The organism is Pseudomonas sp. WSY_20, from assembly GCF_043104335.1.
Lineage (GTDB): Bacteria > Pseudomonadota > Gammaproteobacteria > Pseudomonadales > Pseudomonadaceae > Aquipseudomonas > Aquipseudomonas parafulva_B.
Genome location: NZ_JBICKP010000091.1, coordinates 28,437 through 42,808, shown reverse-complemented (window position 1 = coordinate 42,808; position 14,372 = coordinate 28,437). Strand labels below are relative to the sequence as shown.

9 protein-coding genes are annotated in these 14,372 nt (G+C 63.3%); 8 read left to right on the top strand and 1 reads right to left on the bottom strand.

What is annotated here, in order from left to right; genetic code table 11:
* Positions 1-121: 121 nt before the first annotated feature.
* On the bottom strand, positions 122-4,075 hold the full coding sequence (putA, locus tag ACF8E5_RS22070; protein WP_197844729.1) for a trifunctional transcriptional regulator/proline dehydrogenase/L-glutamate gamma-semialdehyde dehydrogenase: 3,954 nt from the start codon (positions 4,073-4,075) through the stop codon (positions 122-124).
* A gap of 359 nt (positions 4,076-4,434) precedes the next feature.
* Between putA and putP the strand changes: the two genes are divergently transcribed.
* From putP to ACF8E5_RS22030, 8 genes are all read left to right on the top strand, one after another.
* Positions 4,435-5,913 carry a sodium/proline symporter PutP gene (gene putP / locus ACF8E5_RS22065; RefSeq protein WP_058638903.1) on the top strand — a complete coding sequence of 493 codons (1,479 nt, stop codon included), beginning with the start codon at positions 4,435-4,437 and terminating at the stop codon, positions 5,911-5,913.
* 171 nt (positions 5,914-6,084) lie between these two features.
* A complete protein-coding gene (locus ACF8E5_RS22060; protein ID WP_078477889.1) occupies positions 6,085-6,921 on the top strand; it encodes a 23S rRNA (adenine(2030)-N(6))-methyltransferase RlmJ in 837 nt (278 codons plus the stop codon).
* A gap of 232 nt (positions 6,922-7,153) precedes the next feature.
* Positions 7,154-8,911, top strand: a complete 1,758-nt coding sequence (locus ACF8E5_RS22055; RefSeq protein ID WP_058604017.1) for a carbamoyltransferase — start codon at positions 7,154-7,156, stop codon at positions 8,909-8,911.
* Positions 8,895-10,022 carry a glycosyltransferase gene (locus ACF8E5_RS22050; RefSeq protein WP_182139318.1) on the top strand — a complete coding sequence of 376 codons (1,128 nt, stop codon included), beginning with the start codon at positions 8,895-8,897 and terminating at the stop codon, positions 10,020-10,022. Before ACF8E5_RS22055 ends, ACF8E5_RS22050 begins: the two co-directional genes overlap by 17 nt.
* Entirely contained in the window at positions 10,022-10,918 is an 897-nt protein-coding gene (locus ACF8E5_RS22045) for an antimicrobial resistance protein Mig-14 (protein ID WP_058638906.1), read from the top strand. Before ACF8E5_RS22050 ends, ACF8E5_RS22045 begins: the two co-directional genes overlap by 1 nt.
* Positions 10,915-12,345 carry a PIG-L deacetylase family protein gene (locus ACF8E5_RS22040; RefSeq protein ID WP_392475806.1) on the top strand — a complete coding sequence of 477 codons (1,431 nt, stop codon included), beginning with the start codon at positions 10,915-10,917 and terminating at the stop codon, positions 12,343-12,345. Before ACF8E5_RS22045 ends, ACF8E5_RS22040 begins: the two co-directional genes overlap by 4 nt.
* Positions 12,342-13,487, top strand: coding sequence for a glycosyltransferase (locus ACF8E5_RS22035; protein ID WP_197844732.1), 1,146 nt, complete (start codon positions 12,342-12,344; stop codon positions 13,485-13,487). The genes ACF8E5_RS22040 and ACF8E5_RS22035 overlap by 4 nt, the downstream gene beginning before the upstream one ends.
* Positions 13,484-14,368 (top strand): glycosyltransferase, encoded by an 885-nt coding sequence (locus tag ACF8E5_RS22030; RefSeq protein ID WP_058604013.1) that lies wholly within the window; start codon positions 13,484-13,486, stop codon positions 14,366-14,368. The genes ACF8E5_RS22035 and ACF8E5_RS22030 overlap by 4 nt, the downstream gene beginning before the upstream one ends.
* Positions 14,369-14,372 lie beyond the last annotated feature (4 nt).

Below are 14,372 nucleotides of genomic sequence, written 5' to 3'. Positions count from 1 at the left end.
GCCGTTCGGTCTCCGGCGCTGCAAAGGGTGGAGACTGTCTGCCCATCCCCAGCCTCAAGTCATGCACTCCATAAAAAAGGGAGAGCCGAAGCTCTCCCTTTTTCTTCAACAACCCTCAGCCTCAGCCAATGGTCATCAAGCTGGCGTTACCCCCAGCCGCCGCAGTGTTCACACTCACCGCCCGCTCGATCACCAGGCGCTCCAGTGCAATCTGATGATCGCCGCTGGACAAGCCGTGTACCCCGACAATCGCCCCGGCACGCTTGGCCACCTGCTGGCAGACACTGCGCAGCTGGTCCGAATCGCCGTGATGGATCACGGCATCGAACGCCACTTCGTCCTTGCTCCAGTCCGGTACCAGCTTCACCTTGGCCTGCAGTTCGCGTGGCAGGCGGGCGCGCAGGGCCTTGCCGGGTTCGCCGTCGGCCCACACCGCTGAGCTTCCCACCGCCAGCACGGCGGCGAACTGCGCCAGCAGGTCGGTTTCGTTGTCCGCCAGGCACAGCACGTGTTCGCGTGGCAGGATGGTGTAAGTGTTGCGCTCGCCGGTCGGGCCAGGCAGCAGACGGGCGATACCGCTCTGCGACTGGCTGGCGAACTGGCTGCACAGCACGGCGAGGTCGGACAGCTGATTGCTCTCGGCCCAGGCCTTCAGGGCGTGGAGCGGCTTGACAAGCTGCTCGTGCAGCGCGCGGTCTGGCTTGGCTTCGCCATCCTGGTGCTGGAAGTGGCTGCCGATGGCGTCCGCCGGGCGGGTCGACAGCAGGCGGTACAGGTACAGCGGGCCGCCGGCTTTCGGGCCAGTGCCCGACAGGCCTTCGCCACCGAACGGCTGTACGCCCACCACGGCACCGACAATGTTGCGGTTGACGTACATGTTGCCGGCATGGGCCGACTCGACCACCTTGGCGATGGTTTCGTCGATGCGTGTGTGCACACCCAGGGTCAGGCCATAGCCCGAATTGTTGATTTGCTCGATCAACTGGTCCAGGTTGCGGCGGTTGTAGCGCACCACGTGCAGTACTGGGCCGAAGATCTCGCGCTTGAGCTCGTCGAAGCTGTCCAGTTCGATCAAAGTTGGCATCACGAAGGTGCCACGCTTGATCTCGGCACTGTCGGCAATCGCCACCTGATAGACCGAGCGGCCTTTCTCGCGCATGCCCTGGATGTGCTTCTCGATGCCAGCCTTGGCTTCAGCGTCGATCACCGGGCCGATATCCACGGCCAGGCGATCCGGGCAACCGAGCCGGCTTTCGGCCATGGCGCCCTTGAGCATCTCGATCACGCGGTCGGCGGAGTCTTCCTGCAGGCACAGTACGCGCAGCGCGGAGCAACGCTGGCCGGCACTGTCGAAGGCTGAGGACACGACATCGATCACCACCTGCTCGGTCAGTGCCGAGGAGTCGACGATCATCGCGTTCTGGCCGCCGGTTTCGGCGATCAGTGGCACTGGGCGACCCTGGTTGTCCAGGCGGCCTGCCACGTTGCGTTGCAGCAGGCGAGCCACTTCGGTGGAACCGGTGAACATCACGCCCTTGACGCGCTCGTCACCCACCAGGCCAGCACCGACGGTTTCGCCGCGGCCCGGCAGCAGTTGCAGGACACCTTCCGGAATGCCGGCTTCCAGCAGCAGGCGCACGGCCTGGGCGGCGATCAGCGGGGTTTGCTCGGCAGGCTTGGCCAATACTGGGTTGCCGGCGGCCAAGGCTGCGGCTACCTGGCCGGTGAAGATCGCCAGCGGGAAGTTCCATGGGCTGATGCACACCACAGGGCCCAATGGGCGGTGGGCATCGTTGCTCAGGTCGTTGCGCGCCTGGACGGCGTAGTAGCGCAGGAAGTCGACGGCTTCGCGCACTTCGGCAATGGCGTTGGCAAAGGTTTTGCCGGCTTCGCGGATCAACAGACCCATCAGGGGCTGAATCTCGGCTTCCATCAGGTCGGCCGTGCGTTCCAGGATGGCGGCGCGCTCGGCTGGCGGGGTGGCCTGCCAGATGGGCGCTGCGTTGAGTGCGCACTGGATGGCATTGTCGACGTCTGCAACGGTCGCTTCCTGAACGTGGCCGACCACATCGCGGTGATCGGCAGGGTTCAGCACCGGCGTTGCCGCGCTGTCACTGGCGGTGCAGGCCAGCAGCGGACCGGCTTTCCAGTCGTTGTTGGCGGTGGCCAGCATGGCGCAGGACAGCGAAGCCAGGCGGTGTTCGTTGGCCATGTCGATGCCGGCGGAGTTGGCCCGCTCGGTGCCGTACAGGTCACGTGGCAGCGGAATGCGGGGGTGTGGCAAGCCGATGCGGCCTTCCTGGGTACCCATGCGCTCGATGCTGGTAACAGGGTCGGCGACCAGTTCCTGGATGGAAATGGACTGGTCGGCGATGCGGTTGACGAACGAGGTGTTCGCGCCGTTTTCCAGCAGGCGGCGAACCAGGTAGGCCAGCAGGGTTTCGTGGGTGCCGACCGGCGCATACACGCGGCAAGGGCGGTTCAGCTTGCCGTCGGCGATCTTGCCGACCACCTGTTCGTACAGCGGCTCACCCATGCCGTGCAGACACTGGAACTCGTACTGGCCGGGGTAGTAGTTCTGCCCGGCGATCTGGTAGATGGCCGACAGGGTGTGGGCGTTGTGCGTGGCGAACTGCGGGTAGATAGCCTCGGGCACAGCCAGCAGCTTGCGCGCGCAGGCCACGTACGACACGTCGGTGTAGACCTTGCGGGTGTAAACCGGGTAGCCCTCCAGGCCTTCGACCTGGGCGCGCTTGATCTCGCTGTCCCAGTAGGCACCTTTCACCAGGCGGATCATCAGGCGGTGGCGGCTGCGCTTGGCCAGGTCGATCACGTAGTCGATTACATACGGGCAGCGCTTCTGGTACGCCTGGATCACGAAGCCGATACCGTTCCAGCCGGCCAGCGCGGGCTCGAAGCACAGGCGCTCGAGCAGGTCCAGGGACAGCTCAAGGCGGTCGGCTTCCTCGGCATCGATGTTCAGGCCGATGTCGTATTGCTTGGCCAGCAGGGTCAGGGACAGCAGGCGCGGGTACAGTTCTTCCATCACCCGCTCGTACTGGGCACGGCTGTAGCGTGGGTGAAGGGCCGAGAGCTTGATGGAAATGCCCGGGCCTTCATAGATGCCACGGCCGTTGGAAGCCTTGCCGATCGAGTGGATGGCTTGCTCATAGGATGCCAGGTACTTCTGGGCATCATGCTCGGTGAGTGCTGCTTCACCGAGCATGTCATAGGAATAACGGAAGCCCTTGGACTCGAAGCGCGTGGCATTGGCCAGTGCTTCGGCGATGGTTTCGCCGGTGACGAACTGCTCGCCCATCAAGCGCATGGCCATGTCCACGCCCTTGCGGATCATCGGCTCGCCGCTCTTGCCGATGATACGGGTCAGCGAGGAGGTCAGGCCGGATTCGTTGTGGGTGCTTACCAGCCTGCCCGTCAGCAACAGGCCCCAGGTGGCGGCGTTGACGAACAGCGACGGGCTGTTGCCCAGGTGCGGCTGCCAGTTACCGGTGCTGATCTTGTCGCGGATCAGGGCGTCGCGAGTGCCTTTGTCGGGGATGCGCAGCAGCGCTTCGGCCAGGCACATCAGCGCCACACCTTCCTGCGAAGACAACGAGAATTCCTGCAGCAGGCCTTGAACGATGCCGGCCCGGCCACCGGTGCTCTTCTGGTTGCGCAGCTTCTCGGCGATGCCGGCAGCCATCTTGTTGGCCGCGTCGGCAAGCGGAGCGCTCAGGCGCGCCTGCTCCAGCAGCATCGGCACCATTTCCTGCTCGGGCCGACGGTAGGCGGCGGTAATGGCCGAGCGCAGGACCGACTGCGGCAGGATGCTTTCGGCGAATTCCATGAAGCTCTGGTGACCTTGCTCGGGCTGTACATCGCCGGCTTCATCGCTCAGGCCCAGGGCCTGGCCACTGATTTCGGTCAGGGTCGCGCCACCCTCGAGCTTCTCCAGGTAGCTGAAGATCGCTTGCTTGATCAACCAATGCGGCGTGCGGTCCACGGACAGCGCAGCGGCCTTGAGTCGTTCACGGGTAGGGTCGTCGAGTTTGACCCCAAGGGTGGTCGTCGCCATTTCTTATCCTCATTATTGCCACGAGTGCGGCTTAAGCTGGCGACAAGATTATCTGTAGGAAAACGCGGGTGCAACCAGGTGCAACCCTAAAATGTCGCGAATAAGGTGCAACTCGTCAGGCTGTCGTTTTTAGTGAGGGTCAAAGCGTCAAGTCGACAAGATTTTGTTCTATAAAAGGGCAACGCCTGCCTCATTAGGGAGCAAAAACGGAGCTTTATCTGAAAAAGCATACTTGGGTGCAACTTCACAGTGAAAAATGGTTGCACCGGATTTATGTTGTTGAATAGCATCTGCCGCCTGGGTGCAACCACCAACGATGTGGGTGCGCATGAGATAACAACAAACGCCAGGGCCAACACATGGGTAATCCGTTAACGATCACATTCGTGATCTACATCGCAGCAATGGTGCTGATCGGCTTCGCTGCCTACCGCGCCACCAAGAACCTTTCCGACTACATCCTTGGCGGTCGCAGCCTAGGCAGCGTGGTCACCGCATTGTCGGCCGGTGCTTCCGACATGAGTGGTTGGCTGCTGATGGGCCTGCCCGGCGCCATCTATTTCGCGGGGCTGTCGGAAGTCTGGATCGCCATCGGCCTAACCGTCGGCGCCTACCTGAACTGGCTGTTCGTCGCCGGCCGTCTGCGCGTGCAGACCGAGCACAACGGCGATGCGCTCACCCTGCCGGACTATTTCTCCAGTCGTTTCGAAGACAAGAGCGGCCTGCTGCGAATCATCTCTGCCATCGTCATTCTGGTGTTCTTCACTATCTATTGCGCCTCCGGCATCGTGGCCGGTGCTCGCCTGTTCGAAAGCACCTTCGGCATGTCGTACGAGACAGCGCTGTGGGCAGGTGCTGCCGCTACCATCATCTACACCTTCGTCGGTGGCTTCCTGGCCGTGAGCTGGACCGACACGGTCCAGGCATCGCTGATGATCTTCGCGCTGATCCTGACGCCGGTAATCGTGCTGATCTCCACCGGTGGCTTCGACCAGACCTTCGCCGCCATCGAAGCCGTCAACCCGGCGCACTTCGACCTGCTCAAGGGTGCGAGCTTCATCGGGATCATCTCGCTGATGGGCTGGGGCCTGGGCTACTTCGGTCAGCCCCATATTCTGGCGCGCTTCATGGCCGCCGACTCGGTGAAGTCCATCGCCAACGCACGCCGCATCTCCATGACCTGGATGATCCTGTGCCTGGCCGGTACCTGCGCCGTCGGTTTCTTCGGCATCGCCTATTTCTCGGCCCACCCTGAGGTGGCCGGGCCAGTGAATGAAAACCACGAGCGCGTGTTCATCGAGTTGGCGAAGATCCTGTTCAACCCGTGGGTCGCCGGCGTCCTGCTGTCGGCCATCCTGGCGGCGGTGATGAGTACCCTGAGTTGCCAGCTGCTGGTGTGCTCGAGTGCGCTGACCGAAGACTTTTACAAAGCCTTCCTGCGCAAGAACGCCTCCCAGCGAGAACTGGTGTGGGTCGGTCGTCTGATGGTACTGGCCGTGGCCTTGATCGCCATCGCCATGGCTGCCAATCCTGAAAACCGCGTGCTGGGCCTGGTGGCCTACGCCTGGGCCGGCTTCGGCGCTGCATTCGGCCCTGTCGTGCTGATCTCGGTGCTGTGGAAGGGCATGACGCGCAACGGCGCGCTGGCCGGTATCGTGGTGGGTGCGCTGACCGTGATCCTGTGGAAAAGCTTCGACACCATGGGCTTGTACGAAATCATCCCTGGCTTCCTGTTCGCCAGCATCGCCATCGTCCTGGTGAGCAAGCTGGGCCGCCCATCGCAGGCGATGGTCAGCCGCTTTGAAACGGCAGATGCGGCTTATCGCGCTGACAAGTGACAGCCACCAAGGCTCGCTGCTAGCTGAAAGCCGGACCCGCTCCAGCAGTGTCCGCACGGCCTTTGAGGGTTCGTGCAGCACTGCGGTGGCGGGTTCGTTGTTTTCTGGGGACCGTCAGGCCTGACGTCGTTTGCCAGGCAGGGTAAACTTGCGTCCTGCGCAGGAGTTGCCATGAATTATCGTCACGCCTTCCACGCCGGCAACCATGCCGACGTTCTCAAACATATTGTGCTGACCCGCCTCATCGCCCTGATGTCGCGCAAGGAGCAACCGTTCGCCTACCTCGACACCCATGCCGGGCTGGGGTTGTACGACCTCAAGGGTGATCAGGCGAGCCGAACCGGTGAGTACCTCGAGGGGGTCGCGCGGCTGTGGAACCGTGATGACCTGCCGGCCATGACCGCCGATTACCTGCGCGTCATCAAGCGCCTGAATGCCGATGGCGAGCTGCGCTACTACCCAGGCTCCCCTGAATTGGCGCGTCGCCTGATGCGCCAGCAGGACCGCGCCTTGCTCAACGAGAAGCACCCCGAGGACGGGCCGCTGCTTAAGGAAAACATGAAGAAGGATCCGCGCGTGGTCGTGCACCTGGGCGAGGGTTGGCACGTGCCGCGCGCCTTGTTGCCCGTGCAGGAAAAACGCGCGGTCATGCTCATCGACCCGCCGTTCGAGCAGGCTGATGAGCTCAAGCGTTGCACGGCTGCGATGAAGGAAGCCATTGGTCGGATGCGCCAGACGGTGGTGGCCATCTGGTACCCGATCAAGGACCAGCGCTCGCTGACCCGTTTCTACCAGGACCTCACCAGCACTGGCGCGCCCAAGCTGTTGCGTGTCGAACTGTATGTGCACCACCAGGACAGCCCGCAGGGCCTCAATGGATCCGGGCTGGCCATCGCTAACCCGCCTTGGGGGCTGGAAGATGAGCTCAAGGAACTGCTGCCTTGGCTCGCCCGGGAATTGGCGCAGACCGAGGGCAGCTACCGCATGGATTGGCTGATCGCCGAATGAGGCCTGGCGGTCGCTGACGGGCCCATTGCGGTCGCCCCGGCTAGGCCGCGCCAGTGACCGCGTGATGGGTGAGCTGCGGGATTGCCGTGTTTGTGGAGTTTGTGCCCTGGCCAAAGGCGTAGCCTTTGCAGAGGCATGCGCACGCTGCGCTTTGCGTTATAATCCCGCCTTTTAGCCGCCACCCGCCCACCAGGCCGCTGGCGCATCTTTATCGAATGAAGAGGCCTATCCCTTGGCATTGACGATTCTTGGCCTGTCCGGCGCCCTCAGCCATGACCCTTCCGCGGCCCTGTACATCGACGGCAAGCTGATTGCCGCCGCCGAAGAAGAGCGTTTCGTGCGCGACAAGCATGCAAAAAACCGCATGCCCTACGAATCGGCGAAGTTCTGCCTGGAACAAGCCGGTATCAAGCCCTCCGACGTCGATGTCATTGCCATCCCGTTCGCGCCCATCAGCCTGTTCGGCAAGGCGCGCTGGCACTACGCCAAACGCTACTGGTACGCACCGGACCGCGCCCTCGACGCGATTCTGATGGGCAACCGCCGCTACAAGCGCTACCGCAAGAAGATCGTCTGGTGCCTGGAACAGCTGGGCTTCGACCCGAAAAAGGTCAAGATCGAGCCCGTGGAACATCACCTGGCTCATGCCTCCAGCGCCTACCACTGCTCGGGCTTCAAGGAAAAGACCGCGATCCTGGGCATTGACGGTAAAGGCGAGTACGCCACCACCTTCTTCGGCTACGGCGAGAACGGCAAGATCCACAAGATCAAGGAGTTCTTCGATCCGGATTCGCTGGGGGGCCTGTACGGTGCCATCACCGAATTCCTCGGGTTCGAAATGCTCGACGGCGAATTCAAGGTCATGGGCATGGCGCCCTATGGCGATGCCAGCAAATATGACTTCTCACGCCTGGCCAGTTTCGAAAACGGCGAGTTGGTGATCAACACCGACTACGCCAACGTCATTGGCTTGCGCCGCTACAAAGAGAAAGGCAAGGGCTTCTACTTCTCGCCCAAGTTGATCGAATGGCTGGGGCCCAAGCGCGAAGGCGACATCGCTGACGAGCCGTACATCCATTACGCAGCCAGCATGCAGGCGCTGTTCGAGAAGATCGCCCTGCAGATGATCGACCACTACCTGGGCGACACCCTGCGCGAAACCGGCAAGCTGGCCTTCGCCGGCGGTTGTGCGCTGAACGTGAAGCTCAACCAGAAGATCATCGCCCGTCCCGACGTGAAGGAACTGTTCGTGCAGCCAGCCTCCGGCGATGCCGGCACGGCAGTGGGGGCGGCCGCCTACGTGTCCCACGCCCGCGGCGTGCCGGTCGAGAAGATGGAGCACGTCTACCTCGGCCCGTCCTACTCCAACGAAGATGTGATCGCAGCCTGCGCCCGTCACCCCAACGCGCCGAAATGGCGCAAGCTCGACGACATGCCGCAGCGCATCGCCAAGATCATGGTCGATGGCAACCCGGTGGCCTGGTTCCAGGGCCGCATGGAGTTCGGCCCTCGTGCCCTGGGTGGCCGCTCGATCATCGGTTGCCCGAGCGTGCCGGGCGTGGCCAACCGCATCAACGAGCAGATCAAGTTCCGCGAACGCTGGAGACCCTTCTGCCCGTCGATGCTCGATACGGTCGCCCCGCAGATGATCAAGGTCGACCACCCGGCGCCCTTCATGACCTTCACCTTCGAAGTGGCCGAGGAGTGGAAAAGCCGCGTGCCGGAGGTGGTCCATGAAGACGGCACTTCCCGTGCCCAGGTGCTCAAGCGCGAGTACAACCCGCGCTACTACGACATGATGAAGGCGCTGGAGACGTTGACCGGCAACGGCGTCTCGCTGAACACCTCGCTCAACCGCCGGGGTGAGCCGATGATCTGTTCGCCGACCGATGCCCTGAACATGTTCTTCGGCTCCGATCTGCAGTACCTGATCATGGAAGATATCCTTGTCGTCAAGGACGGCGCTGCCGCCTATGAACAGCCGCTCTGAACCGCGCATCCTGCAGTTCTGTCATGGCTATGACGGGCCTTTCCTCGATTGTGCCCGTCAATACGCCAGCCTGTTCGAGGGCAGCGGCTACAAGGTCACGACCGTGTTTCTGACTGGTGCAGCCGACCCGCAGGTGGCGGCCGGCTGTGGGTCGGATGAAGTGCTGTTTCTGGAGTTCAGTTCCAAGGCGGTCCGTGGCCTGAAGCTCGGCGCGATCCGGGCGTTGCGCAAGATCGCGGCCCAGCGCGACTTCGCGTTCTGCATCGCTCACCGCTTCAAGCCGATCTACGTCGCCTTGCTCGGGACCCGGTTACCGGTGATAGGCGTGCACCACGCCTTTGGCGACTATGAGCGCAAAGGCCGGCGCCTGTTCGCCAACCTGTTCAGCAAGCGCTTGAGCCTGTTGGGTGTATCCGACGCGGTGCGCGACGACATGCGCCGCTGCCTGGCGCAGTGGCCCGCCGACCGCATCCAGACGCTGTACAACCGCATCGACATCGCCACCCTTCAGGCTGCCCTGGTGCCGCGTGCAGAGGCACGCGAAGCCTTGGGGCTGGATGCGCAGGCCTGGGTGGTGGGCAATGTCGGTCGGTTGCACCCAGACAAGGACCAGGCCACCTTGCTGCGCGGCTTTGCCCAGGCGTTGCCGGCATTGCCGGTTGGTGCGCGCCTGGCCATCCTGGGCAAGGGCCGTCTGGAATCCAAGCTAAAGGCCCTGGCCCGCGAGCTGGGCATTGCCGATCAGGTCGACTTCCTGGGGCAGGTGCCCGATGCGCGTCGCTATTTCCAGGCCTTCGACGTGTTCGCCTTGAGTTCCGATCATGAGCCCTTCGGCATGGTCCTGCTCGAAGCTATGGTCGCTGGCGTCCCGGTGTTGGCCACGGCCTGTGGCGGTGCGCGGGAAGTGGTCGAAGGTGTCGGCATGCTGTTCCCCCTGGGCGATGCCAGCCAACTGGCGCAAGGCCTCGAACGCATGGCCGCGCTGGACGACTCGCAACGCCGGGTGTGCGCCGAGCATATGCTCGAACGCCTGCGCGAGCGTTTCTCGGACCAGGCGGTGCGCGACACCTTCTGGCAACTGCCCCAGGTTCGCGCGTTGGTGGGGGCCTGATGTTCAATCCTGTAAAAGCCCTGCGCGAGCGTGGCTGGCAAGTCATCGATGCGCAGACCTATGCCCAGGCCTGGGCGCGCTTCGGCGGTAGTGTCGCCACCCATCCCCTGGTGGTCTCGCAGTTGGCGGACCTGGCGCAGATCCCCGTGCGTTACCTGGCCTGGCACCAGGCCGGCGAGCTCAAGGCGGCCATCCCCACCTGGGGGCGTCACCTGGCGCTGTCCAAGGACGTGCTCAAGCGCAGCGGCAAGAAGGCATTGTTCGACCTGGGCAATGCCGAAATCATCCTGCCTGCGGCAGCCGACGCCGCCGCGCCGCTGCGCCATGGCGCACGCTACCTGTCCGAACTGAACCAGGGCCGCTTTGTCGGCCTCAAGGCGCAGAAAGAACAGCTGGCGATGGCCCGTGCGCCAGAAGACCTGTCGAAGAAATTCCGTTACAACCAGCGCCGTGAACTGCGGTTGCTGGAAGAAGCCGGTGGCGTGGTGCGGCCGATCAGCGACTTCGATGCCGCTACTGTCGCCGCCATGTATTGCGACCTTTTCCAGCGTCGCTGGGGGTTCGCAGCCACTGGCGCCGAGCGCATGGGCGACGTGATCGAGCGCCTGCGGGACCTGCTGATCGGCTCGGTCTTGCTGCTCGATGACAAGCCTATCGCCATCCAGCTGGTGTATCGCGTCGAGGCGCCTGAGTGGATCAGCGTCGAATACGTCAATGGCGGCGTCGACCCTGAGACCAAGGCGTTCAGCCCCGGCAGCGTGCTGAGCTTCCTCAATACCCAGGCCGCCTGGGAGGACGCCCGCGCGCGCAACAAGCCATTGCGGTTCTCGTTCGGCCGGGCCGATCGCGAGTACAAGGACCGCTGGTGCCACCCTGTGCCGGTGTACCAGGCGTGAGCCGCAAGCAGCAGTTGCTAAAGCGCCATCGGCGCAACAAGCGCCTCGGGCTGCTGGTGGCCCTGGTGGCGTTGATTGCGCTGGGTGCGTTCATCTGGTGGCTGCCGTTGTTGCTCCTGCCGCTGCTGTGGGTAGCCCACGAGGCGTGGCTGGCCGACCACCTGTTCTACACCCCGGCCGACGACTACACCTATGCCTTCGATGGGGCCGATGAAGTGATGGGCGTAAGCCTGCAGGGCGGCCGTTTGCAATTACCCGCAGCGCCCGTCGCTGAAGGTGCAACATGGGTGCTGCAGGTTGAACTGCGTTGCGCCCTGCTGGGCAGGTTTTTCGACCCCGGGGTGTACATCGAAGGCGCAGGCGGCAAAGACCTGCAGGTGTTCGAGCGCGGTGTTCGCGGCAAGCGCTACCTCAACCTGACTGGGCTCGACACGGCGCTGCGTCAAGGCCAGATCACCTTGCGCGGGCGCTTCTGCCGGCTGGTGGGCCAGCCGCGCCTGTGGATGTTCCAGCAGCCAGACCTACGCCGCAAGCGGGTGATGGTCATCGCGCCCCATGCCGATGATGCCGAACTCGCCGCCTACGGCCTGTACAGCCAGGCAGACGAAGCCTGGATCGTGACCCTGACCGCTGGCGAAATCGAGGCCGAGCACTACCAGGCCATGGGCCTGTCATCTGCCGAGGCTGCGCGCCTCAAAGGGCGCTTGCGGGCTTGGGACAGTATCGCGGTGCCTCGCTGGGCGGGCGTTGCGCAAGAGCGCTGCGTGCAGTTGGGCTACTTCTGCCTGCAATTGCCCGCCATGCGGCAGGCACCGACCACCCCCTTCGGCTCGCGCGAGGCGGACATGACCGACACGCGCCCCTTCCGTACCCTCAACGCGCTGCCTTTGCCGGGCGACGACGGCGTTCCGACCTGGCAGAACCTGCTGGCCGACGTGCGCGCGTTGGTACTACAGGCGCGCCCGGAAGTGATCGTGATGCCGCACCCGGTGCTCGATCCGCATCCTGACCACGTGGCTGCCCAGCAAGCGCTGCACGAAGCGTTGCAGGGCCTGCAGTGGCAACCCGAAATCCTGCTGGGCTATGCCAATCACCTGCACGACAACGACCGCTGGCCCATGGGCGACAGCGGTGCAGGCGTGGCCTTGCCGCCGGTCACCAGTGAGTTGTCGGTCGGGCGCCCTTGCACCCTGGTGCTGGACCGCTCACTGCAACATGACAAGGCCATGGCACTGGGCATGATGCACGACCTGCAGCCCCGCCCGCCCTTCAAGCGCCGAGTACGCCGAGTGATCCAGCGCTGGTTGGCAGGCCGGCGCAGTTCGCCTTATGGCGAGAACGAATTTTTCCGCAAGGCCGTGCGTCGCCACGAGCTGTTCTGGGTTCTGACGGACCGCCACCAGGGTGTACATCGGGAAAACGTATGAAGCGTTTCAAAGTCCTGCAACTGCAACCGGACTACAACATCAAGCAGCACGATTTTGCCGACCTGGCCGAACAGATCTTCAAGGCGCTGCCAGCGGATCGGTTCGAAACGACCATGGCCTTTCTCAAGGGCCGGCCTGCGCCTGGCCAACCGGTCAGTCGCGCCGACCATTCGGTGTACTTCGACTTCAGCGACGGTGCGCTCAAGGGCATGCGCCTCAAGGCACTGTGGCAGCTCTACCGGTTTTGCCGGCGCGAACGCTTCGACGTGGTGATCTGCAACCGCTTCAAGCCTGTGAACATGCTGTTGCAACTCAACCGTTGGTTGAAGATCCCGTTGTGCATCGGCATTTCCCATGGCTTTGGCGAGTACGACCGCACCTATCGCCGTCGTCAGACCCAGCGCCTGATCGACGGGCATTGGCAGTTCGTGGGTGTGTCGCCGGCAGTCAAGCAATACCTGCTGGACTGCAAGTGCGGTTTCACCGATGCCAACACCCATGCCATCACCAATGCCATCGACACGGATCAGGCCCAGGCGTTGCAGCTGAACAAGGCCGAGGCCCGCACACAACTTGGCCTGACCCAGAACGTTCGCATGGTCGGGGCGCTGGGCCGCCTGGTGCCGGTCAAGGGCCATACCTACCTGATCCAGGCGTTTGCCGCCTTGAAGGACAAGTACCCCACCGCGCAACTGGCGATCATCGGGGCGGGTCGTGAGCAGGCGCGCCTGCAGGCCGAGATCGATCGCCTGGGGCTGACGGGCAGGGCGCACTTGCTGGGCTTTCGTGACAACGCCCTGCGCTATGTCCGTGCGTTCGACATCTGGGCCATGCCATCGCTGGCCGAAGGTCTGGGCCTTGCCCTGCTCGAAGGTATGAGCGGGCGTTTGCCGGTCATCGCCAGCGACGTGCCGGCCATGTTGCCGCTGATCACCGGCGCGGGCGGCGAGGTGGTCAAGCCTGCGGACGTTGCCAGCCTGACCACAGCACTGGACCGCTACCTGGCGCTGGATGACGCGGCGTTGCACGCCAAGGGCGAGCAGGCCTATCACTACCTCAATCAACACCACGACATCGACGTGTTCCGTCAGCAATACCTGGCGCTGATCGAGTCGGGCTTGGCTGCGAAGGAGCCGAAATGAGTGCGGACCCAACCCTGGTCACGGTGATCATCGCATCGTACAACCATGGCCCATACATCGAGCAGAGCATTCTCAGCGTGCTGAACCAGACCTACCCGCACATCGAGCTGCTGGTGGTGGACGACGGCTCTACCGATGACAGCGTCGAGCGTATCGAGCGCCTGCAGGCGCAGCACGGTTTCGATTTTCGCGTGCAGCGCAACAAAGGCCTGACCCACACGCTCAACGAGGCCATTGCGCGGGCCAAGGGCTCGCTGATTGCGCCGTTTGGTTCCGACGACATCATGATGCCGGACCGCATCGCGATCCAGGTCCAGTACATGGCCGACAAGCCCGAAGTGGGTATCTGCGCTGGCAACATCGAGCTCATCGATTCCCAGGGTGAGCTGTTCCCCGAAGCGCGGCAGCGCCGCGAAGTCCCGTTCAGGCGCCTGGACTTCGAGGACATGTTCCTTGAGCGCAAACCCTACCCACCTGCGCCCACGCTGCTGATCCGCCGCGAGGCACTGGAGAAGGTGGGCGGCTTCGACCCGGATATCCGCCTGGAAGACCTGTTGATCGAACTGAAGGTGACCCATGCCGGGTACTTCATCGATGGCCTGAGCGTGGTCATGGCGCGCTACCGCAAGCATGCCAGCAACTCGTACAAGAACCATCGTTTCATGATCGACAACATCCTGCGCACCTATGCCAAGTTCAAGGATCATCCGGCCTATGAGCAGGTCAAGTTCAAGGCGCTGAACTCGATGTTCCTCAAGGTGGCCAACCGTGATCGCAAGCTGGCCCGCGAACTGCTGGCGCAGATTCCACTGCGCGCCTATACGCGCAAGACCTGGCGCGGGCTGGGGCGATTGTTCTTCTCGCCACTGGAAAAGGGCTGAAGGG

Coding starts and splice junctions, on each gene's coding strand:
- putA (WP_197844729.1), bottom strand. CDS start 4,075: ATGGCGACGACCACCCTTGGGGTCAAACTCGACGACCCTACCCGTGAA.
- putP (WP_058638903.1), top strand. CDS start 4,435: ATGGGTAATCCGTTAACGATCACATTCGTGATCTACATCGCAGCAATG.
- ACF8E5_RS22060 (WP_078477889.1), top strand. CDS start 6,085: ATGAATTATCGTCACGCCTTCCACGCCGGCAACCATGCCGACGTTCTC.
- ACF8E5_RS22050 (WP_182139318.1), top strand. CDS start 8,895: ATGAACAGCCGCTCTGAACCGCGCATCCTGCAGTTCTGTCATGGCTAT.
- ACF8E5_RS22045 (WP_058638906.1), top strand. CDS start 10,022: ATGTTCAATCCTGTAAAAGCCCTGCGCGAGCGTGGCTGGCAAGTCATC.
- ACF8E5_RS22035 (WP_197844732.1), top strand. CDS start 12,342: ATGAAGCGTTTCAAAGTCCTGCAACTGCAACCGGACTACAACATCAAG.
- ACF8E5_RS22030 (WP_058604013.1), top strand. CDS start 13,484: ATGAGTGCGGACCCAACCCTGGTCACGGTGATCATCGCATCGTACAAC.